Raw genomic sequence first — 22,012 nt, forward strand, 5'->3', positions numbered from 1 at the left:
GAGCAGTGGGCGTCAATAAAGAACGAGAGAGCGAAAGTACGAAAGAGCAACCATGCTGACAACGATCCTTAGCTTGCCGAAGAAGGGCTGGCAGTGGCTCACGAAGATGAAGACGGCCCTGGTGCTGCTTTTCCTACTGGCGCTGGCCGCGATCCCGGGCGCGCTGCTGCCACAGCGGTCGCTCAACGAGGGCAAGGTTGCCGAATATATTGACGCCAACGGCAAGACCGCCCAAGTATTCGACAAACTACAGCTTTTCGATGTCTTTAGCTCCTCGTGGTTTGTGGCGATCTACGTCCTGCTGTTCGTTTCCCTGGTCGGCTGCATCCTGCCGCGCAGTATCGACCACTACAAGGCCTTGCGTTCCTCCCCGCCGCCAGCGCCGAAGCGCCTGGACCGCATGCCGTATCACTACTCCGGTACCGTCGACCAGTCCGTTGAGGACGTGCAGAAGTCCCTGCGCGAGGAGTTTAAGGGCTGGAACATCAACGAGGTCGACAAGGAAGACGACCGCGCCGGAGCATGGTCCATGTCGGCGGAGAAGGGCTACCTGCGCGAAGCTGCGAACCTGGTGTTCCACCTGTCGCTGGTGGGCATCCTCATCGCCGTGGCAGCAGGCAAGATGCTGTACTACGAAGGCCAGGTCATCGTGGTGGCCGGGACGGATAGCGAGCAGTCGCAGTTCTGCAACTCTGCCGTCTCCAACTACGATTCCTTCCGCAACGGCCCGGTGTTTGACGGCACGGGGCTGACCCCCTTCTGCGTGAACGTCAAGGACTTCAAGGCTGACTACCTGCCAAATGGTCAGGCGGTGGGCTTCGAGTCGAACATCGACTTCGCGGGCAAAGAAGATGCCTTCAAACCGACGGAACAGTGGCAGCACGAGACATTGAAGGTCAACCACCCGCTGCGTTTCCAGGGCAACCGCGTGTACCTGCAGGGCCACGGCTATGCGCCGACGTTCACTATCCAGTGGCCGAACGGGGAGAAGCGCACGGAGACGGTGCAGTTCCGTCCCGACGACCTGACCTACTTCCTGTCCTCCGGTGCGGTGCGCTGGGATCCGCCCGCGGGCATGTACCCCGACCTGCAGGAACGCCGCAAGAATCAGATTTCCCTGCAAGGCCTGTTCGCGCCGTCGGCGGAGTGGACGGGTCCGAAGGGCAAGATCCTTTCTTCCAACTATCCGGCGATGCGGGATCCGGCGGTTGCGATTGACGTCTACCGGGGCGATACCGGCCTGGACGGCGGGCGCAGCCAGAACATCTTCGCCTTGGATAGGGAGGCGCTGCACTCCGGCCAGATGCAGATGCTGGATCGCGTGAACCTGGAGAAGGGCGAGTCCGTCACCCTGGACGATGGCACGAAAATTACGTTCGACGGGGCCAAGGAGTTTGTGAACCTGCAGATCTCTAAGGATCCGACGACCACCTGGGTGTTGGTGTTTGCCGTATTGATGCTCGCCTCGCTGGTCGGGTCCCTGGCCGTGAAGCGCCGCCGCTTCTGGGTGCGCATCACCCCGGAGGGTGAGGGCACGCTGATTCAGATCGCCGGACTGTCCCGCACGGACTCCGCCGGATGGGGCCGCGAGTTCAACCGCCGTGCCGAGCGCGTGCTGGGGCTGGAGGAAGAGGCCCTGGACGAGGAGTACGACGTGGATTCCGCCGACTGGGAGGATGACGACAAGTGATTGTGGAAGGGCGCAAATAGGCGCTAGGCTGATACTTTGTAGCGAATTAACACTTTTCAGAAGGATTTTCGATGCAGATCGATCCGCAGCTATCCGATTTCTCCGACTTGGCCTTCCGCACAGCGGAGGCCTTGTACCTACTGGCGCTCGCCGTATCCCTAGTGTTTTACGGAATGGTGCGCATGGGTGCGGATCGGCGTCGCCAGCGCGCCGAGGAACTGGAGAAGCTGAAGGCGGAGCAGGCTACAAACGTGGCAGCTCCCGCCAAGGTGGCCGTCGGTGCAGGCGCCTCGAGCGATGACGCAGACGCTGCCGAAGCCAAGGGCGACGACATTGAGCCCGACTTCGCCTCCTTTGAAACGCAGCTGCCAGAGCGCCTGCGTTCCGATCGGCTGACCAAGTCTTTGGAGCGCACGGACAAGCTGGGCGGCATCACCCAGTCGCTGGTCTGGCTGGCTATTGCCATGCACGCGGTGTTCGTGGTTCTGCGTGGCCTGGCCGCCAACCGCTTTCCGTGGGGCAACCTCTTCGAATATGTCGGCGTGGTCACCCTGTTCGCCATGATCATCGCGGCCTCGATGGTTCGTCGGAAGGCCATGCGCGTCATGTGGCCATGGATCCTGACCCCGGTCGTTGGTCTATTGTTCTACGCGGGAACCAAGCTGTACGCGGAGACCGCCCCGGTGGTTCCGGCACTGAAGTCCTACTGGTTCATCATCCACGTATCCGTGGTCTCTATTGGCGCCGGCATTGGCTTGATCTCCGGCGTGGCTTCCCTGATGTACCTGCTGCGTCACGCGAACCCGAAGGGCGAGGAAAAAGGCTTGCTGGGCACTGTTGCCGCCCCGTTGCCGGAGGCCACCAAGCTGGATACCCTGGCCTATCGCACTGCCGTGTGGGCGCTGCCGATCTTCGGTCTGGGCGTCATCTTCGGCGCTATCTGGGCGGATGCCGCCTGGGGTCGTTTTTGGAACTGGGATCCGAAGGAGACCGTCTCCTTCATCACCTGGATCCTGTACGCCGCCTACCTGCATGCCCGCGCCACCCCGGGTTGGCGCGGCCCGAAGTCCGCGTGGATCAACGTTTTTGCTTTCGCGACGATGGTCTTCAACCTTTTCTTCATCAACATGGTGGTCTCTGGCCTGCACTCTTACGCCGGCCTGAACTAATCGCCAGGGGGTAGCGTGAGCAGATTTTCTACCGTCCTCGTCACTGGCGGGGCGGGCTTCATCGGTGCAAACTTCGTCCACCGCACGTTGGAGACCAGGCCGGATGTCAAGGTTCTTATTTTTGACGCCCTCACGTACGCAGCCAATCCACTGAATCTGCGCACGGACGATGGCACCCCGCTGGAGGTTGTCTATCCGGGGCGGGTGGAGTTTATCGAAGGTGACGTGGCGGACGCGTCGGCTTTCCGGGCAGCCCTGGAGCGGGCGATTGTGATTGCCGAGCCTGTAGGGTCTGTGGGAAGCAAAGGCACTGCCGAGCTCCAGCAGTCCGCCGCCGACCGGGTGGCGATCGTGCACTTTGCGGCGGAGAGTCACAACGATAACTCCTTGGCCACGCCCGCGGTCTTCGCCCGCAGCAACGTGGAGGGCACCCTGAACGTCGCCCAGGCGGCCGCTGACTTCGGGGTGCGCCTGCACCACATTTCCACCGACGAGGTCTTCGGCGACCTCGCCCTGGACGATCCGAATCGCTTCACTGTGGACACTCCATACAACCCCTCTTCGCCCTATTCGGCGTCGAAGGCGGCGGCGGATCACTTCGTCCGCGCCTTTGTGCGTTCGCGGGGGCTAAAGGCCACGATCTCCAACTGCTCGAACAACTACGGCCCGCGCCAGCACCCGGAGAAGTTCATCCCCCGCCAAATCACGGGGCTGATTGAGGGACATCGTCCTCGCTTGTATGGCACGGGGGAGAACGTCCGCGACTGGATCCACGTAGACGATCACAACGACGCTGTCTGGGCGATCCTGGATTCCGGCGAGCTGGGGCAGACCTACCTCATCGGCGCGGAGGGGGAGCGCTCTAACCTACAGGTCGTGCAAGACCTGCTGGGGCTCTTCGGCCGTCCAACAGATGACTTTGTGCACGTCACCGACCGTCCTGGCCACGATCGCCGCTATGCGATTGATCCCAGCAGCATTGCCGAACTCGGGTGGCAGCCACGCTTCACGGACTTCGCCTCCGGGCTTGCCGAGACGGTGGAATGGTACCGCCGCAATGAAAAGTGGTGGGTTGAGTCCAGGGCGGCGTCCGAAAAGAAATACCGCGACAACGAACGCGAGATAGACCCCCGTAAGCAGGGAAGGCTTGACTAACTTAGTAAACCCTATGTAAGATTCGGCTAACTGTAGCGTTCGCTGAACCTGACATTAAAGGGAAGAATGGCAAAGAATCGCATTAAGATGCTCGCCGCGCTGGTGGCGGTGGGCATGTCCGTAGCGGCATGTGGCTCTACGGAAGACAACGGCACCTCCAACAACCTGAATAGCGAAAACTCGATCACTATCGAGGACAACAACGGCGAACTGCAGGTGCCTAAGAACCCGAAGTCCGTGGTTGCACTGGACAACCGCAGCTTCGAGATCCTTAACGAGTGGGGAGTGGAGCTGACCGCAGCGCCGAAGAAGCTGGTCCCGGCGAGTGTCACCGACTACAAGGAAAACGAGGGAATCAAGGACCTCGGCAACCACAAGGAGCCTGACTTCGAGGCCCTAGTGGCAGCCCAGCCGGACCTGGTGATTAGCGGCCAGCGTTTCTCGAGCCACGACGAGGAGATCAAGAAGCTGGTCCCGGACGCAGCCGTTGTGGAGCTGGAGCCCCGCGAAGGCAAGCCCCTGGACGAAGAGCTGATCCGCCAGATCACCACCCTCGGTGAGGTCTTCGACAAGAAGGACGAAGCCGAAAAGATGGTGAAAGACTTCAAGGGCGCGAAGGAGCGTGCGAAGAAGGCCTACGACAAGCTGGATGGCGGTAAGAAGGTCATGGCCGTCAACGTCTCCGGCGGAGAAATCGGCTATGTTGCGCCGCACGTCGGTCGCGTATGGGGGCCGGTGTTCGACTGGCTGGGAATGGATCCGGCGCTGAAGGTTGACAACGCCTCTAGCAACCACGAGGGCGATGACATTTCCGTCGAGGCTATCGCGAAGGCGAAGCCGGACTGGATGCTGGTGCTAGACCGCGACGGTGCAATCAACGCCGACAAGCCGGATTATTCCCCGGCCGCGGATGTGATCAAGCGCGCCGATGCGCTGAAGGGTGTGCCGGCGCTGAAGGACAACCACGTCCTGGTGGCACCGCAGGATACGTACATCAACGAGTCGATTACGACGTACACCGAGATCCTGAACTCCCTGGCAGATGCCTTCGAGGGGAAGAAGTAACACACTAGAACTAGCACGCGAGAACGCTACAGAAAGTGGATTGACCAGCCGAAAATGACTGCTCAGAGCACTACGTCACCCGAGGTTCACGACGAACCTCGGGTTGCGCGTACCCGGGGAAAGCTCGTCGACTGGAAGTTCCTGGTCGCCGCTTCGGTTGTCGGGGCGCTATTGATTGCCAGCCTGCTGGTCGGTGAGTACGACGTGTTCAACGCTCACGACGGCATCGACATGTTTTCGATCACTCGCGTACCGCGCACCATAGCCCTGGTGTTGGCGGGCGCGGCGATGGCGATGTGCGGTCTGGTGATGCAGATGTTGACGCAGAACCGCTTCGTCTCTCCGACCACCACCGGCACCACAGAATGGGCGGGCTTGGGTCTGCTGTTCGTGATGATCGTCTTCCCGGGCGCGACCGTAATGGGGCGAATGGTCGGCGCAGTGGTGTTCTCCTTCGTCGGCGCGATGGTGTTCTTCTTCTTCCTGCAGCGAGTATCGCTGCGTTCCTCCCTGATCGTGCCGATCGTGGGAATCATGCTGGGCGCAGTCGTCTCTGCGGTATCCACTTTCGTTGCCCTGCAGACGGACATGCTGCAGCAGCTGGGCGTGTGGTTTGCGGGCAGTTTCACCTCGGTCTATAAGGGCCAATACGAGGTGCTGTGGGTGGTGCTGCTGGTCGTGGTGGGCGTGTTCCTACTGGCTGACCGGCTGACCCTGGCTGGCTTGGGCGAAGACTTCGCTACCAGCGTGGGCATGAACTACCGACGGATCGTGCTGGTCGGTACCGTGATGGTGGCCATCGCCGTGGGCGTGGTGACCGTCGTGGTGGGCAACCTGCCTTTCCTGGGATTGATCGTGCCGAATATTGTCTCGATGATCCGCGGTGATGACCTGCGCAGCAACCTGCCGTGGGTGTGCCTGGTGGGTATCGCCACCGTGGCCGCGTGTGACCTGCTGGCCCGCACGCTGATTTCGCCTTTCGAGATCCCCGTCTCCGTGGTGCTGGGCATCGTCGGCGCCGTGGTGTTCGTCGTGCTGATTGTGAGGAACCGCTGATGGCTAACCGAACCCTTGAACGCTTGGTGCCGCAGCGCCTGCTCTCCGGAGTGTCCGACCGTTCGTCGGGCGCGTTTCCCACGCAATCCGCGATGGCGAAGTACTGGGTGATCCTGGGGATCATCGTCGTGCTGGGCGTGGCCTCCGCGGTGGGGCTGCTGGCGTACGGCAACCCGATGCCTTTCGGCTCGCGCGGGTTCTGGCTGCTGGCGGAGCGCCGCATGAACGCGGTGATTGCCATCGCCATCGTCGCGGTCGCCCAGGCCGTGGCCACGGTGGCTTTCCAAACGGTGACGAACAATCGCATCATTACTCCGTCGATCATGGGCTTCGAGTCGCTGTATGTCGCCATCCACACCTCCACCGTGTTCTTCCTGGGTGGAAGTGGCCTGGTGGAGGCCCGCACCATGACTACCTACATTGTTCAGCTGGTCCTCATGGTCGGGTTTGCCCTGCTGCTGTATTCCTGGTTGCTGACCGGCAAGAACGCGAACATGCACGCGATGTTGCTGGTGGGCATCGTTATCGGGGCAGGCTTGGGGTCGGTGTCTACCTTTATGCAACGCTTATTGACGCCCAGCGATTTCGACCTGCTGACCGCCCGACTATTCGGATCGGTGAATAACGCGGAGCCAGAGTACTTTCCGATCTCTATCGCCCTAGTGGCCGTGGCCGCGAGCGCGCTGCTGCTGATGTCCCGCAAGCTCAATGTGCTGGCGTTGGGGCGCGATGCGACAACGAACCTGGGCATTAATCACCGCGGGCAGTCGCTTGCGGTGTTGATCTTGGTCGCAGTGCTGATGGCTGTGTCCACTGCGCTGGTCGGGCCGATGGCATTCCTGGGCTTCCTGGTTGCAACTCTGGCTTATCAGTTCGCCGGTACCCCGGATCACCGTTACGTCTTCCCGATGGCCATCGCCACGGCATTCTTCGTGCTGGCGGGTGCGTACTTCGTGATGAATCACATCTTCTACGCCCAGGGCGTGGTTTCGATCATCATTGAGCTCGTCGGCGGATCCGTATTCCTCTACGTTATCCTCAGAAAGGGGCGACTGTGATCAAGCTATCCGAGGTGGCCAAGAAATATAGCGACGCCACCGGCTCCGGCGCCCACATTGGTCCCGCGAACCTGGAAATCCCCGCGGGCGGCGTGACCTCCCTGATCGGGCCCAATGGCGCGGGCAAGTCCACCCTGCTGACGATGATGGGGCGGCTGCTGGATCTGGATGAGGGCACCATCGAGGTCGCCGGCTTCGACGTGAGCACCACCAAGTCGAAGGACCTGGCGAAGGTGCTGTCGATCCTGCGCCAGGAGAACCACTTTGTCACCCGACTGACCGTCCGCCAGCTGGTGGGCTTCGGCCGCTTCCCGTACTCCAAGGGGCGGCTGACGCGGGAGGACGAGGGCATCATCTCCACCTACATCGACTTCTTTAACCTTCGGGAGTTGGAGAATCGCTACTTGGATCAGCTGTCCGGCGGGCAGCGCCAGCGTGCCTATGTGGCGATGGTGTTGTGCCAGGAGACTGACTATGTGCTGCTGGATGAACCGCTGAACAACCTGGACATTGCACACGCAGTGCAGATGATGAAGCACCTGCGCCGCGCGGCTTCGGAGTTCGGCCGCACCATCATTGTGGTGCTGCATGACATTAACTTCGCAGCGAAGTATTCCGACCACATTTGTGCGGTCAAGGATGGGCAGATCGCCCAATTCGGCACCCCGGCAGAACTGATGAATGATGAGCTGCTGAGCGACATCTTCAACACCCCTGTCACCGTCGTCGACGGCCCGGATGGGCCGATGGCCTGCTACTTCTAGGACGCTGCACAACCTTGCCGTTGGTTGTCCGGTAGCGCCGCTAAAGTAGAGGCCATGACTGAAAACACTCCGTGCACCGAAGAGCTACTGGCTGCCGCTGAACCCGGCAGCATCGTGGATCTGCCCATCCCCGGAGCATGGGCGTACGTGCCCAAGGTGCATGGCGACGGCCGCGGGAGTTTCCACGAAAGTTTCAAGGCAGAACTGTTCGGCCAGAAGCTGGGGTATCCGTTCGAGGTCGCACAGGGCAACCTTTCGCGTTCTTCCCGCGACGTAGTGCGCGGGATTCACTTGGCGGATGTTCCCCCGGGGCAGGCGAAATTCGTCAGTTGCCTGTCGGGTGCCATCACGGACGTTCTGGTGGACGTACGTGTGGGCTCGCCGACGTTCGGCCAGCACATTACCGTGGAATTGTCGGCCGAGAATAACGTCAGCGTGTACGTGCCCCTGGGGGTGGGCCACGGGTTCCGTGCACACGATGACCAGACGACTGTGAACTACTTGGTTACCGAGGCTTACAACCCGCAGAGGGAATACGGGATCGACCCGTTTGACGCCGATTTGGCTGTAGTGTGGGGCGTCCCTAAGGAACAAGCCGTGCTGTCCGACAAAGATAAAGAGGCACCTAGCCTCAGCGAGGTGCGCGACCGACTGCCCCAATACCGCGAGGTCAGGGCGTGGGAGGCGCAGCTGCGCGCGGACTGGGCCGAGGCCTTGCACGAGGCCGAGCAGTGGGAAGGTGCGCAGGGGGGAAACAGCTGATGAAGGGCATCATCCTGGCCGGGGGAACCGGCTCGCGGCTCTGGCCGATCACGCAGGGCGTGTCCAAACAGCTGGTGCCCGTCTACGACAAGCCGATGATCTACTACCCGCTGACCACCCTGATGTTGGCGGGGATTCGCGACATCCTGGTGATCACGACGGGCGCGGATGCACAGCAGTTCCGCGGGCTGCTGGGCGATGGCTCGCAGTTCGGCGTGCGGATCAGCTACGCGGTGCAGGACCAGCCGAACGGCCTGGCCGAGGCCTTCATAGTGGGCGAGGACTTCATCGGCGACGACGCGGTGGCCCTCGTGCTGGGCGATAACATCTTCTACGGCACCGGCCTGGGAACCCAACTGCGACGCTTCCACAACCCCAACGGCGGGGCGATCTTTGCTTATTGGGTTGCGGAACCTGAGGCCTATGGAGTGGTGGAGTTCGACCGCGAAGGCACCGCTCTGAGCCTGGAAGAGAAACCGGCTGAGCCGAAGTCCAACTACGCCGTGCCGGGGCTGTATTTTTACTCCAACGACGTGGTGCGCATCGCCAAATCCCTGGAACCCAGCGACCGCGGGGAGCTAGAAATCACCGACATCAATCGTCGCTACCTGGCCGAAGGGCGCTTGCACGTGGAGGTGCTGCCACGCGGAACCGCCTGGCTGGATACCGGGACGGTGGACGACCTGGCCGCCGCCGGCGACTTTGTCCGCGCGGTTGAGCAGCGCCAGGGGCTGAAGATCAGCTGCCCGGAGGAAGTCGCCTGGCGGCTCGGATATATCGACGATGCGGAGTTGGGTGAATCCGCACGCAAGCTGGGCAAGAGCGCCTACGGGCAGTACCTCGGCGCGCTGCTGAAGCGCGGGAAAGAGCGTTAGAAGCACATGGCTATTTCGATTGAGACGATCCCGGAGATGGTGGCGCGGACGTGGCGCGACCTGGAATGGACCGGCCAGCGCGTGCCGAAGCAGGGGATCGACCATGCGGTGGTGATCCTCGACGGGCTCCGCTCCAAGGAATACGAGCTCAATGACATGCTGCCCGAATCCGTGGTGGTGCGTGTGCCCTTCGAAGAGGAATACCGCACCCAGGCGATGCTGGAATCCTCCCTCATCGCGCAGCTTTTCCGCCGCACTAAGGTGCGCGTGCCGGGGACGGTGCGGCAGGCCTACGCGCGGGGGACTTTCAACACCGCCGAGCCCGTGATGCTGACGATGCAGACCGAAGTGCTGGGCCAGCCCCTGAGCGCCGAGCTGTGGCAGAGCCTGTCCGCCAGCCAGCGCGCGTGGGTAGCCGAACAACTGGGCAGTCTGTTGGCGACCATGCATGCCTTCGACCCGGACGTGCTGCCCATCAGCCGGGTGGATTCCTGGTGGTCCGATGGCGCTGCGACGAGCACCCCGAACCGCGTCCCACGCAGCCTGCCCGGCAAGCTGGAGTTGATGAAGCAGCGCGTGGTGGAGGTCGTTGACCCGCACCTATCCGCGGCGGAAACCGACTTCGTTGAGCGCGTATTCGCCCAGGTAGACGACATGCTTGCCCGCCCGTACCAGCAGCGCGCCCTGAACCACGGCGAACTGCATGAAGATCACATGCTGTGGACGGCCGAGGGTGGCGTGGGAGTGATCGACTTTTCCGACATGACCGTCGGCGACCCCGCCCTGGACTACGCGCACTTCGCCGGTATTTCGCCCAGCCTGCCGGGGATGGTCTACGAGCAGGCCATCATTCAGCACGAGCAGCGCCGCCAAGCCCCCGCCGTGCCGGGAGTACCACCGCCCATGCCGGGGCCGCTGTATCGCGCGCCGGGTGGTGGGCGCACATCAGAAAGCACCGAAGATACGGATGTTCTGCGCCGCGCGGCAGTCTACAAGGACTGGGACAACATCTTCCTGCTGATCGACCACTATCGCACGGGGCGTTCGCCGCGGGTGGAGCTGCTCTAGTTACGCTCCGTCTTTCGGGTCTTTCGGATCCTGCGCGTCTCGTTCGTTGTCGCGCTTGTCGTCGCCGCGTGCTTCTCGCCGCTGCTGCTCGCGGAGTTCCTGGCGGCGCTTACGCTCGGCCTCTTCAGCCTCTTTGGCTTCCTGCGCACGCCGCTGCTTGAAGCGTTCCTTCTCGATGTTCCACAGAAAGTCCGGGTCGTCGTCCGGCCCCTTGCGGGTTATTTCTTGCGACTTTTTCTTCGTGACGCCCCTACGGCCGAACGGCGAACCATTCCCCCAGGTCTGTGGCCCGAATGCCTTCCACAGCAGCACAATCGTGACGATGACCAAGAAGAAAAGCAAAAGTCGACCCATGCCGATCATCCTAGTGGATTGGCTCTGAAATGCCGGTGGAACAGACTCGTGATTACCCCAAGCCCCTGGGGTAAACGTAGGGTTAGGTGCGTGACTAACGATGATGTGAACCCGAAGAACAATAGCGCGGCAGAGGATACAAGCACTGTGGCTGACACTGCTGTTGCTGGCGATGAGGGCGTCAAGAAAAAGGACGAAGGGAACCTGGACAAGGGCAAGGCAGTCCGCGATGTGGCGCTGTACGCATTCCTGCGCCTCCTTCTGTTCCTGGTGCTGACGTTCATCATTCACTCGATCGTGATTCTGCTGGGTATGGCGAACTACTTCCCGCTGCTGCTGAGCATGACGTTGGCGCTGATCCTGGCTCTGCCGCTGTCCATGTTTATGTTTAAGGGACTGCGACTGCGCGTGACCGAGCAGGTGGCTCGGTGGGACGCCGACCGTCGGGCTCACAGGCAGGGCCTCCGCGACCAGCTGCAGGAGCGCCTGGACGACTAGACTCGCTGCCATGAACGGCAAACCGCAGGACGTGGTGGGGTGGACGGTTTGGCCTGGCCGATCGAGGACAATGTCCGCTTCCGCGGCGTGGCCTTCGGTCCGCGGCCTACGTAGCCAGCAATGCGGCGATGAACTGCAGGAGCGACCATAGCAGCATGCCTCGCCCCAACAATCCCAGCACGGGGATGAGGTCCTTGCCTTGAGCGCCACCTGTCACGGGACGGGCAGCGATGACGAACAGGGGAGTAGCCAGCAGGGCTAGCAGCCCCCACCAGTGGCCGATGCTGATGGCGACGGTGAAGACAACCGCCAGCGAAACGAGCCCCACCCACAGGCGGCGGGTGTTCGCGTCCCCCAGGCGAACGGCCAGGGTGATTTTTCCGCTTACCGAATCGGTGGGGATGTCGCGCAGGTTGTTGGCCAGGTTCACGGCACTGGAAAGACTACCGACAGAGATAGCCAGCAGGGCTCCGCGCCAGCTGATGCTACCGCTTTGAGTGAACTCCGTCCCCAGCACTGCGACCAGGCCAAAGAACACGAACACCGCGACTTCACCCAGCCCCCGGTAGCCGTAGGGGTTCTTGCCGCCGGTGTAGAACCACGCTCCGGCAATGCACGCGGCTCCGACGAGGATCAACCACCAGGCACTCAGCACGCTTAGGGCGATGCCGGCGACCGCTCCCACGCCGAAGGAAGCAAACGCCGCATACTTGACCTTCTTCGGCTCCACGAGCCCACTGCCGGTCAGGCGCAGCGGGCCGGAGCGATCATCGTCCGTCCCCTTGATGCCGTCGGAGTAGTCGTTGGCGTAGTTCACGCCTACGATCATCGCCAGGGCAACCACCCCGGCCAGCACTGCGCGCAGGGGGTTTGCTGCCCCCACCAGCGCGGCCGCAGCGGTGCCGGCCAACACGGGGGCGGCAGCGTTGGCCCAGGTGTGTGGGCGTGCTCCTTCGAGCCACTGGGCTGGTGTCGCTCCGGAGTACTGCTTGGTCGTGGAGGTCATGGTCCGCCTTTCTGGGGCTTATGTGGCTAGGGGTGCCTAGCGAACCTCTTTATTCTAGTCGTCCCCCGCAGGCGCATATTCACGCAGCATCGCTGCTGCCCGTTGCCGATCGATCTTTCCCGGACCGATAGTCGGCAGTTCGTCAACGGCCCACGCGCGCCGGGGAAGTAGGCCCCGTCCCACGTGTCCGCGCATAGACTCGCGCACGTCCGTGGTGATCTCAGCGGTACTTTCACCGCTATCGCCGTGCAAGACAACGAGCGCTCCGATTGATTCCCCAAACTCCGGGTGTTTCGGATCTTCCACGCCCGCAGCGAAGGCCAACTGCGCCCCGGGAACGTGCTGGCAAACTGCCTTTTCCACTTCCTCGGGAAGCACCTTGTAGCCTCCGGTATTGATTGCCCTGTCGGCCCGCCCCAGGATCTGCAGTTTGCCGTCGTCCAGCATCCCAATGTCGGAAGTTAAATACTCTCCCGGCGCCGGAAAAACCTCTGCAGCGACTGCCGCGTCGACGTTGCGATATCCCGCTGCCACCATGGGGCCGGTGATCCGCACGCGCCCGGCTCCGCGCTCGTCCGCGTTGTCGATGCGAACCTGCGTACCCGGCAGGCACTGGCCGTTGTACACCATGCCGCCCGCTGTTTCGCTGGAGCCGTAGGTTAGTGCGATGTGAGCCCCTGCTTCTGCCATTTTCTTTATGACGCCCCCACGCGCCGCCGCGCCACCGACCAGCACGCAGGTGTAGCGTGTCAGTGCCTGCACGGCGGCGGGGTCTGCAGCAATTCTTTCTAACTGCGCCGGTACGAGGGATGTATAGAGGTCCACGCCCGGGTATGCCTCCGCCAAAGCCCGCGTGTCTGCCGCAAATCCGGTGGCGCTAAAAGGGGTGTGTTCCAGCAAGTTCCGCGCCGCCAGCGGGGCGTAGCCTGCTCGCAGGCTACGCAGCATCACTTGCAGCCCGGCGATGTGATGCGCTGGCAGTGTGAGTAACCAAGCGCCGGGTGCGCCGGAGAATTCTCTGTCGAGGAAAGCCTCGGTGGCGCGGGCGCTTGCTGTGAGTTGCCGTGGTCCAAGCACCGCACCTTTCGGTGTGCCAGTAGAACCGGAGGTGCAGGCGATGAGGGTTCCGGGCGCCATGGCGTCTGCTTCCTTAGAGCTACCTGCACGCATCTGTTCCGGCAGGTCAGGGCAGGTGCTGCGCCAGTCTGTCGGGAGGGGGAGCAGGGCGACCTCCTCTGCGAGAAGGCGCTTCAGTGCAGTCAGAGAGGAAGCGAAGAGCTCGGGTGATTCCGCGCTGATGACAGTCGGCTGCAAGGGGAGGAGGGCGACGGTTCCGGTCATGTTGACCAATGTACAACCCGCGCCGGATAGCTCAGTCTGAACGGTGCTGCAGGTGTTAGTCGGCGTGCAGGCCGAATTCCTGCACTCGCTTCACCGTGGATTCCAATTCCGCCGGACCTGGGAGGCGCTTGTGTACTGCGAGGAAGCTTGCCTGAATGTCCTGACGGGTGGCGGGGGTCTTCCCCGTGTCGATCAGGTAGGCGAGGATATCCAGGTAAGACGGGCTGCGGGTGTCCAAGGCGTTCAAGAAGGGGGTCGGGAGATCACGGTTTGCTTTGAGGTAGATGCGGTATTCCTCCGGGAGGGGGAGGGCATCGTCTGCCGTATGGTCGTGTGCGGTGGTGGCTGGGTCGGGGGCCTCTGTGTTGTCTAGCGTCCGGAGCTTCGCCCGGAGCTGAGTGAATGGGTTGAACACGATGCGCGCTCTCCTTCCTGGTCTCAAATTGTGAAGTATTTAAAGCTAGAACATAGGGTAGTTAACAACAGTGGGGAACGTCAAGCATTTTTTGTGCCCACCTTATTGGGGATTTGAGGAAGAAATGCACAAACCCCGCAGAGAGGGTTAGCAACCCTGTCTGCGGGGTAAAAGAAGCGAACTTGAGGGTCTAAGCGCTTACTTGGAGCCCGGCCACTGCGTAGTTGGCGCCTCGGGGTCCGCAGGATTCGTGTTGCCGCCGTTGGTGTTGGACTCAAAGGAGTTCTTTACCGGCTGGGCATTGCCAGTGCTCGTGCCGCCCGTGGCACCAGAGGTGCCATTGTTTCCGCTGGTGCCGGTGTTGCTAGGAGCGCTGCTGGTGCCGGTAGTGCTGGTAGGGGTGGGGCTATTCCACTGACCGTAATTAGTGGTGGATCCAGCGTTAGAACTAAATGGGTTGTTATTCGTCTGCTGCCCACCGGAAGTGCCGAAAGAGTTACTGAAGGTGTTGCCACCCGGGGCGCCTGCCGAGTTAAAGCTGGAGTTATTCGGCGCGAAAGGCTGGTTGCTATAAGCAGTCTCGGTGCTCTTCGCTTCCTGTTCCTTACGTGCCTTGCGGGCGCGGAAGGGCGTCATAAACAGGTAGTCCAAACTGTAGGTGCCAGCGCCGTGAGCTGCCAGAGCGAGACCCGCTGCGCCCAGAATACCGACGAGCTCCCACCCGCCGTCAGCGATGAAAATACCCTTGCCCCAGTGGGCAAAGCCGAAGGCGAAAGCCATCTGGATAAACAGCAACGGGCCGATGATGCGAACCAGCAGGCCCAGGATCAGAAGTACGCCACCGGCGAGCTCGAAATACGTCGCGACCTGCGCGGCGATGTTGGCCGAGGGTACGCCCATGCCCTCGAAAGATTTCGCGGTGCCCTCGATCGTCCAGGAGTTGTACTTCTGCCAACCGTGTGCGACTAACACCACTCCGACTAGGATGCGGGAGATCAGAATGCTGACGTCCTTAAGAATGTTCATGAAAATAACGCTACCAATTAACCAGCACCTTGGCCTGGCAAAAGTGTTCGTCTGGTGGTAGGCCTCCGGACAGCTTCAGTTAGTAGTAGTACGGGAAGTCGTCCCAGTTCGGCTCGCGCTTTTCCAGAAAGGCCTCCTTGCCTTCTACGGCCTCGTCAGTCATGTAGGCCAGGCGCGTGGCCTCACCCGCGAAGACCTGCTGGCCCATCAGCCCATCGTCGGTCAGGTTGAAGGCGAACTTCAGCATGCGTTGCGCTGTTGGGGACTTGGTGTTGATCTTGCGGCCCCATTCGATGGCGGTGTCCTCCAGGTCCGCATGATCCACCACCCGGTTGACGGCGCCCATCTGGTGCATGGTTTCGGCGTCGATGGCCTCGCCGAGGAAGAAGATCTCGCGGGCGAATTTCTGGCCCACCTGTTTGGCCAGGTATGCGGAGCCATAGCCTGCATCGAAGGAGCCCACGTCGGCGTCCGTCTGCTTGAACCTCGCATGCTCGCGGGAAGCGAGAGTCAGGTCGCACACCACGTGCAGGCTGTGCCCGCCCCCAGCAGCCCAGCCGTTAACCAGGCAGATCACAACCTTGGGCATCGTGCGGATTAAGCGCTGCACCTCCAGGATGTGCAGGCGGCCGCCCTCGACCTTCGCGCGAGCCTTGTCCACCCCTTCTGCGCCAGCGGCGGCTACGTCGTCGTTGTGCTCGGTGGCGTACTGGTAACCGGAACGGCCACGGATGCGCTGATCACCACCGGAGCAAAACGCCCAGCCGCCGTCCTTCGGGGACGGCCCGTTACCGGTCAGCAGGATCGTGCCGACATCCGGGGTGCGGCGCGCGTGATCCAGCGCCCGGTACAACTCGTCGACGGTGTGTGGACGGAAGGCATTGCGCACCTCAGGGCGGTCAAAGGCGATGCGCACAATGCCGTTGGCGCGGCCCTCGCCGACGTGGCGGTGGTAGGTGATGTCCGTGAAGTTGTCTACGCCCGGCACATCGACCGGGCGCCACAGCTCGGGGTTAAAGGGGTTGCTGCTGGAGTTCGTCATGCCCGCCATTCTATCGGCCGACCTCTTTTGGCAAGGTAGGAAGCATGTATAGCCCTTCTACTTTCGTACTGCCGCCGCTCGCCGATCTTGAGGAGCGCGCGGAGGTAGTTGCCTTACCGATGCGGGTGCCCTTCCGTGGTGTGACTACCCGCGAGGCTCTTCTTATTGACGCCCCGTCCCAGTGGGCAGAGTTCGCCCCCTTCCCGGAGTACGAGCCGGCCGAGTCCTCCCTGTGGCTGCGCTCGGCAATCCACTTTGGCTATGGCGGTGGCGATATCGGTGGCGGCACAGATCTTTCCGAACGCTGGGTGCCCGTGAACGCGACCATTCCAGCGGTCGATGCCGCAGCCGATCCGGGAGTGATCGATGACCTCATGGCTCGCTACCCCGGATGCACCACGGTAAAGATCAAGGTGGCGGAGAAAACCGCCCTGGCCAAGGATCCTGCAGCCAGTATGCGTCAAGACATTCAGCGCGTCCGCGCTGTCCGCGAGTGGTACGCCGAACAGGGAGTAGTCGCGCCGCGGATCCGCATGGATGCCAATGGCGGGTGGACGGTCAGACAAGCCCTCGAGGTGGTGGAAACGCTGGCCGCAGACGGTCCGCTGGACTACGTGGAACAGCCCTGCCCCAGCACCGCCGAGCTGGCGGAGGTACGCCAAAGCCTCATGCGCCGCGGCCTGTTTGTCCGCGTTGCAGCGGATGAGGCCATTCGAAAGAGTGGGGATCCGCTTGCAGCCGTGCGGGAGGTCACGGAGGCTGGAGCCTGCGATGTTGCGGTGCTTAAAGTTCCTCCCCTGGGCGGCGTAGATCAGCTGCGCAGAGTGGCCACGGAAGTGGCCAAGCGGGGGATCTCCATCACGGTGAGCTCTGCACTAGATACCGTGGTGGGGCTCGGGGCAGGGCTGCAGGCGGCGGCCAGCCTGTTCCACGTTGACGACGACGGAATGGTCGCAGAGCCCAACGCAGCTGGCCTGGCTACAGGAACCCTGTTTGAAAGTGACCTCGCCGAGCGGCAGATCGTCGACGGTCGCATCCAAGCCTGTGCCGTGGCTCCCGAATCGGATCGCCTGGTCGAGTTCCGAGTCACCGGCGAGCGTCGGGAATGGTGGATGGATCGCCTGCGTGCTACGTATCGCATTCTGGAAAGCCAGGAGGCGCTTTAACACTGTCCGGGGCAAGGTTGTCCGGGGCGGAAGGTAGATTGTGGAACTGTGACTAACACCGATAGGACTAACTCTGAAGGTTCCTCCCAGCGGCCCGCCGCTGCGCTAGCCAGCCCTGTCGCCGTGCGGGCGGGTCTGGTTCTGGTCGACCAATTGATCCACAGCGGGGTGCGCGAGGCCGTGCTGTGCCCAGGGTCGCGCAATTCCCCGCTGAACTTGGCTTTCGTGGAAGCCGAAAGAGTCGGACGGGTCCGGCTGCACGTACGCACCGATGAGCGTTCGGCGGCTTTTTTGGCCCTCGGGTTGGCCAAGGTGGCGCGCCAGCCGGTGCCGGTTGTGATGACGTCCGGCACCGCCGTGGCCAATTGCCTACCGGCGATGGTGGAAGCCACGCTGTCTGGAGTTCCACTGTTGGTGCTGTCGGCCAATCGACCACTTTCGATGGTGGGGACGGGCGCGAACCAAACCATTGACCAGGCGGAGCTCTTTGGTAGCCATTCCGTATGCACTCTGAACACGGGGGAGCAGGCGCTGGAAGGCGCCGTTGCCGACGCTGGAACGGGCCAAGTCGCCGGGGGTACCGATGCCGCAGCGGAGCTCCGCGATGTGGTGAGGAAGCTCGTTGCAGCCGCCACTGATCCAATCGACGGTGGCGGAGCCCACCTGGACGTTCCCTTGCGGGAACCGCTCGTGCCGCCGACGCTGGATGAGCTATCGCTGTGGGCGGGGGAAATCGCAGGGGCTGCAGAGTCAGCAGAGTCTGCAGAAACAGACGGTGCAGCAACAACAGTCAAAACCCCCGCGTACACGCCCCGCGCCTTGCCTTTTGGCCAGGTAGAGGTGGATCTTTCCCTTCGCACGCTGGTCATCGCCGGATCGGTGGCCGATACTGCCTGGGCTCGTTCGATCATGGACGAGCTAGCCGATGTGCCAACCATCGCGGAACCCGTCGCGCCCGCACCCGACTTCCCCGTGCATAGCGCGGCCGTCGACATGTTCAGCACCCAGGTCGTCAGCGATGGAGAACACTCGGCGGTCACCACCCCGGAACAGATCGTGGTGATCGGCCGGCCAACCCTCCACCGTGGCGTCACAAAGCTCCTGGCCAACAAAGACATCCACGTCATCGCCCTCAGCGATACCCGCAACGTGACAGACGTATTCGGCAACGTCGATCAGGTCGGCAGTACCGTCCGCCCCCGCGGCGAGCAGCCGGAAAGCTGGCTGCAGGTCGCCCGCGCCATCAGCGACATGGGCGTAAACCAGGTTCGCGAGGGGTTGGCGAAGCACGAACCGTTCACCGCGGTACACGCTGTGGCCGTTGTTGCGGACGCCCTCCGCGACGGGGACCTCTTGGTTCTGGGGGCGTCTACGGCGGTGCGGGATGCGTCCCGCGCCGGGCTGCCCTTTGACGGGGTACGGGCGATCGCCAACCGCGGGGCGGCGGGGATCGACGGAACCATCTCCACGGCGGTGGGGGCGGCGATGGCGCACGCTCACTCCGACCCGACCGCAATCCGTGCACCGCGCACCATCGCAGTGATGGGGGATCTGACCTTCGCCCACGACCTGGGTGGCCTGAACATCGGGCCACTGGAGCCACGGCCCGATAACCTGCTGATCGTGCTGACCAACGACAGTGGCGGCGGGATCTTCGAAACCCTCGAGCCTGGTGCGGATGATCTGCGCACCTTTGCCGACGGCACCGCCGCCTTCGAGCGCGTATTCGGCACCCCGCTGGACCTAGACTTCGCCGAACTGTGCGCCGGATTCGGAGTGGAACACAAGCTTGCTAGCAGCGTGGAAGAGCTCGCTGACGCCATCGAAGAGCACGCTGAGCTCGGCGGAAACGGGATCACGGTGCTGGAAGTGAAGGTGGACAGGCGTGGGCGTCAAGAAATAGAAAAAAGAATTGCGGGTAAGCGATGAATCGCGTGAGGAACGCCGAGCTCACGCCGAAACAATTCCGTGCGGCCCGTAGGCTGCGGCGCGCGAAACAGGCCGTGATCGCGCTGACCGGGTTGGTGATCTTGGTGTGCGGCGGCATGATCGTGACCTCGGCGATCGACGACTATGCGATTTCGCGCGACAAGGGGGAGGCGACGGCGGAAGTAGTGTCCGTGCAGACCCTGCGAACCACTGTGCGTTTCCGCGATGCCGACGGCAACTACCAGCAGCCCGAGGAAGGGTTGAAGTACCCTTCCGGGCTGGAAGAAGGGCAAAACGTAAAAGTTGAATACCAGGTCAGCGACCCCGAGAACGTGAAGGTTCAGGGGAGGGGGTGGACATTGGCATTCCTGCCAGCGCTGTCCTCCATGTCCGCCGGGCTGCTTGTCTGCGCCGTCCTGTCGCTACTGATCCGGCGCTGGCAGAAGAAGCATGGCTTTTGACGTCGAAAGTAACCTTTTGTTTCCCTAGACTTGTTAATGTTTTTACCCAGAAGAAACGCTGGTGTGACCTACAAAAGGGATGCTGAAGGGTATGCGAGTTGCAATTGTCGCCGAGAGCTTTCTGCCCAACGTCAACGGAGTGGTTAATTCCGTACTCCGAGTGCTAGAGCATCTGCGTGCCAACGGGCACGAAGCCCTGGTTATCGCACCGGGGGCGAAGAAGGGACAGGAAGAAATTGCAACCTACGAGGGCTTCCGCATCGCCCGCGTGCCCGTAGTGGATGTGCCGGGCATTAACTCTCTGCCGATCGGCGTGCCCATGACGAACCTTTACACGGAGCTAAAGAAGTTCCAGCCGGACGTTGTGCACCTAGCCAGCCCCTTCGTCCTGGGCGGTGCAGGCGCGGTAGTGGCCAAGGCGCTGAAGCTGCCGTGCGTGGCGATCTTCCAGACCGACGTTGCCGGATTCGCCAACAACTACAAGATGAAGTTCCTGTCCAAGATGGCATGGCGCTGGGTGCGAGTCATGCACAACATGTGTGCCATGACGTTGGCCCCGAGCTCCGTGACGATGCGCGAGCTGGAAGAAAACCGCGTGCGCGGCGTGGCGCACTGGGGGCGTGGTGTGGATACGGAGCGCTTCAACCCGGCCAAGCGCTCTGCGGAACTGCGGCGCGAATGGCTGCTGGAAGGCGAGCGTAAGCGCGGCGGCACGGCGAGCGCAGACGCGCTGGAAGCGAACCGGAAGATCGTCGGCTTTGTAGGCCGACTGGCTGCGGAGAAATCCGTGGAGCGCATGGCAGCCCTGAACGGGCGGGACGACGTGCAGCTGGTCATCGTCGGCGATGGCCCGGAGATGGATGAGCTGAAGGCTCTGATGCCCACCGCAGTATTTACGGGTGGGCTGTATGGCGAAGACCTGGCCCACGCGTTCGCCAGCCTGGACATCTTCGTGCACACCGGTCAGTTCGAGACTTTCTGCCAGGCGATCCAGGAGGCCCAGGCTTCCCGCGTGGCGACGATCGGCCCGGCCGCCGGTGGCCCCATCGACCTGATCAAGCCAGGTCACAACGGCTTCCTGCTGAATGTGGAGAACTTCGAGGCAGAGCTGGTCGAGGCCGTGGATTCCATCCTGGCGGGTGGCCTGGATGCCTACCGCGACAATGCCTTCGAGGGTGTGCAGAACAAGAGCTGGGCCAGCCTGTGCGACCAGCTGCTTGGCTACTACCGCCAGGCCATCGCGCAGGGTGGCAAGGCTGCGCAGGGTGGCAAGGCTGCGCCGCGGACGAACTCGCAGCGTGACTTCACGGGCGTGCGGGAGGTTCCCCGCCCGACCACCGACGAGACCGAGGTCGAGGTAGCGGCTGAGCCCGTCGCGAAGTAGACGAAATGCCCGCGCTAAGATGTGAGTCGTGTCTCGGGCAAGTCTGGAAAAGAAACCGCAGGAAGTCGCGTCGATGTTCGACGCGGTCGGCAAGAACTACGACCTCACCAACACGGTGCTGAGCTTCGGCCAGGATCGTTATTGGCGCATCCGCACCCGCAAGCGCCTGGACCTCAAGCCCGGTGACCTGGTGCTGGACCTGGCCGCTGGCACTGGCGTTTCCACCGAGGAATTCGCCCGCACCGGCGCCACCTGTATCGCCTGCGACTTCTCCTTCGGGATGCTCGCCGCGGGTTCCCACCGAGACGTCCCGATGGTGTGCGCGGACGGCACGAACCTGCCTTTCGCGGACGAGACCTTCGACGCGGTGACCATCAACTACGGGCTGCGCAACATTGTGGACTTCCGCGCCGGCCTGCGTGAGATGGCGCGCGTCACGAAACCGGGCGGCAAGCTCGCCGTCGCGGAGTTTTCCACCCCAGTTATTCCGATTTTCAAGACGGTCTACAAGGAATACCTGATGCGCGCCTTGCCAAAGGTCGCGAAGCTTGTCAGCTCCAACGCGGAGGCTTACGAATACCTCGCCGAATCGATCCGCGCCTGGCCTGACCAGGAGGAACTCGCTGCGGAGATCCGCGATTGCGGTTGGCGAGAGGTCGGTTGGCAGAACCTCACGGGCGGTATCGTCGCCCTCCACAGCGCTATTCGCCACTAGGCCTGACTAGCCC

General features: G+C 62.4%; 22 protein-coding genes. 16 read left to right on the plus strand and 6 right to left on the minus strand.

From position 1 onward, the window contains the following. Positions 1-52: 52 nt before the first annotated feature. The 10 genes from L8U58_RS04080 (at position 53) to L8U58_RS04125 (ending at position 10,662) form a co-directional block, all read left to right on the plus strand. Positions 53-1,690 (plus strand): cytochrome c biogenesis protein ResB, encoded by a 1,638-nt coding sequence (locus L8U58_RS04080; RefSeq protein WP_034971028.1) that lies wholly within the window; start codon positions 53-55, stop codon positions 1,688-1,690. Between the two features lie 71 nt (positions 1,691-1,761). Beyond that, on the plus strand, positions 1,762-2,859 hold the full coding sequence (gene ccsB, locus L8U58_RS04085; RefSeq protein WP_269954749.1) for a c-type cytochrome biogenesis protein CcsB: 1,098 nt from the start codon (positions 1,762-1,764) through the stop codon (positions 2,857-2,859). Between the two features lie 15 nt (positions 2,860-2,874). Continuing rightward, a complete protein-coding gene (locus L8U58_RS04090) occupies positions 2,875-4,014 on the plus strand; it encodes a GDP-mannose 4,6-dehydratase (protein ID WP_187402061.1) in 1,140 nt (379 codons plus the stop codon). Between the two features lie 66 nt (positions 4,015-4,080). After that, on the plus strand, positions 4,081-5,079 hold the full coding sequence (locus tag L8U58_RS04095) for a siderophore ABC transporter substrate-binding protein (RefSeq protein ID WP_034975583.1): 999 nt from the start codon (positions 4,081-4,083) through the stop codon (positions 5,077-5,079). 54 nt (positions 5,080-5,133) lie between these two features. Continuing rightward, positions 5,134-6,135, plus strand: a complete 1,002-nt coding sequence (locus L8U58_RS04100; protein ID WP_034980455.1) for an ABC transporter permease — start codon at positions 5,134-5,136, stop codon at positions 6,133-6,135. Continuing rightward, positions 6,135-7,193 (plus strand): iron chelate uptake ABC transporter family permease subunit, encoded by a 1,059-nt coding sequence (locus L8U58_RS04105; RefSeq protein WP_269954750.1) that lies wholly within the window; start codon positions 6,135-6,137, stop codon positions 7,191-7,193. The genes L8U58_RS04100 and L8U58_RS04105 overlap by 1 nt, the downstream gene beginning before the upstream one ends. After that, positions 7,190-7,957 carry an iron ABC transporter ATP-binding protein gene (locus L8U58_RS04110; protein ID WP_034971034.1) on the plus strand — a complete coding sequence of 256 codons (768 nt, stop codon included), beginning with the start codon at positions 7,190-7,192 and terminating at the stop codon, positions 7,955-7,957. The genes L8U58_RS04105 and L8U58_RS04110 overlap by 4 nt, the downstream gene beginning before the upstream one ends. 54 nt (positions 7,958-8,011) lie before the next feature. Continuing rightward, positions 8,012-8,719, plus strand: a complete 708-nt coding sequence (locus L8U58_RS04115) for a dTDP-4-dehydrorhamnose 3,5-epimerase family protein (RefSeq protein ID WP_034980449.1) — start codon at positions 8,012-8,014, stop codon at positions 8,717-8,719. Continuing rightward, a complete protein-coding gene (rfbA, locus tag L8U58_RS04120) occupies positions 8,719-9,594 on the plus strand; it encodes a glucose-1-phosphate thymidylyltransferase RfbA (RefSeq protein ID WP_034975576.1) in 876 nt (291 codons plus the stop codon). The genes L8U58_RS04115 and rfbA overlap by 1 nt, the downstream gene beginning before the upstream one ends. A gap of 6 nt (positions 9,595-9,600) precedes the next feature. Then, positions 9,601-10,662, plus strand: coding sequence for a phosphotransferase family protein (locus L8U58_RS04125; protein WP_034972504.1), 1,062 nt, complete (start codon positions 9,601-9,603; stop codon positions 10,660-10,662). On the opposite strand, the gene L8U58_RS04130 is transcribed toward L8U58_RS04125, so the two are convergent. Then, positions 10,663-11,016: a hypothetical protein gene (locus tag L8U58_RS04130; RefSeq protein WP_034971038.1), complete on the minus strand. Its 354-nt coding sequence runs from the start codon at positions 11,014-11,016 to the stop codon at positions 10,663-10,665. A 90-nt stretch (positions 11,017-11,106) separates the two neighbouring features. On the opposite strand from L8U58_RS04130, the gene L8U58_RS04135 reads away from it, so the two are divergent. After that, on the plus strand, positions 11,107-11,514 hold the full coding sequence (locus L8U58_RS04135; protein WP_370546814.1) for a DUF4229 domain-containing protein: 408 nt from the start codon (positions 11,107-11,109) through the stop codon (positions 11,512-11,514). 106 nt (positions 11,515-11,620) lie between these two features. On the opposite strand, the gene L8U58_RS04140 is transcribed toward L8U58_RS04135, so the two are convergent. From L8U58_RS04140 to L8U58_RS04160, 5 genes are all read right to left on the minus strand, one after another. Further along, entirely contained in the window at positions 11,621-12,520 is a 900-nt protein-coding gene (locus L8U58_RS04140) for a 1,4-dihydroxy-2-naphthoate polyprenyltransferase (RefSeq protein WP_269954751.1), read from the minus strand. 54 nt (positions 12,521-12,574) lie between these two features. Next, positions 12,575-13,861 (minus strand): AMP-binding protein, encoded by a 1,287-nt coding sequence (locus tag L8U58_RS04145; protein ID WP_269954752.1) that lies wholly within the window; start codon positions 13,859-13,861, stop codon positions 12,575-12,577. A 55-nt stretch (positions 13,862-13,916) separates the two neighbouring features. After that, entirely contained in the window at positions 13,917-14,276 is a 360-nt protein-coding gene (locus L8U58_RS04150; RefSeq protein ID WP_035007341.1) for a hypothetical protein, read from the minus strand. Between the two features lie 198 nt (positions 14,277-14,474). Further along, positions 14,475-15,302, minus strand: a complete 828-nt coding sequence (locus L8U58_RS04155; protein WP_269954753.1) for a DoxX family protein — start codon at positions 15,300-15,302, stop codon at positions 14,475-14,477. Between the two features lie 79 nt (positions 15,303-15,381). Further along, positions 15,382-16,344, minus strand: a complete 963-nt coding sequence (locus tag L8U58_RS04160; RefSeq protein WP_269954754.1) for a 1,4-dihydroxy-2-naphthoyl-CoA synthase — start codon at positions 16,342-16,344, stop codon at positions 15,382-15,384. 44 nt (positions 16,345-16,388) lie between these two features. Here L8U58_RS04160 and L8U58_RS04165 point away from each other — a divergent pair, with 44 nt between their 5' ends. From L8U58_RS04165 to L8U58_RS04185, 5 genes are all read left to right on the plus strand, one after another. Further along, positions 16,389-17,510, plus strand: a complete 1,122-nt coding sequence (locus L8U58_RS04165; RefSeq protein ID WP_269954755.1) for an o-succinylbenzoate synthase — start codon at positions 16,389-16,391, stop codon at positions 17,508-17,510. 48 nt (positions 17,511-17,558) lie between these two features. After that, positions 17,559-19,439, plus strand: coding sequence for a 2-succinyl-5-enolpyruvyl-6-hydroxy-3-cyclohexene-1-carboxylic-acid synthase (gene menD, locus L8U58_RS04170; protein ID WP_269954756.1), 1,881 nt, complete (start codon positions 17,559-17,561; stop codon positions 19,437-19,439). Next, positions 19,436-19,900: a DUF3592 domain-containing protein gene (locus L8U58_RS04175; RefSeq protein ID WP_034972497.1), complete on the plus strand. Its 465-nt coding sequence runs from the start codon at positions 19,436-19,438 to the stop codon at positions 19,898-19,900. Before menD ends, L8U58_RS04175 begins: the two co-directional genes overlap by 4 nt. Before the next feature lie 91 nt (positions 19,901-19,991). Further along, positions 19,992-21,284 carry a glycosyltransferase family 4 protein gene (locus L8U58_RS04180; RefSeq protein WP_269954757.1) on the plus strand — a complete coding sequence of 431 codons (1,293 nt, stop codon included), beginning with the start codon at positions 19,992-19,994 and terminating at the stop codon, positions 21,282-21,284. Positions 21,285-21,312: 28 nt separating this feature from the next. Further along, complete coding sequence (locus tag L8U58_RS04185) at positions 21,313-21,999, plus strand: demethylmenaquinone methyltransferase (protein WP_035001649.1); 687 nt, start codon at positions 21,313-21,315, stop codon at positions 21,997-21,999. Positions 22,000-22,012: the final 13 nt, after the last annotated feature.

This window comes from Corynebacterium macclintockiae (genome assembly GCF_027570165.1).
GTDB lineage: Bacteria > Actinomycetota > Actinomycetes > Mycobacteriales > Mycobacteriaceae > Corynebacterium > Corynebacterium macclintockiae.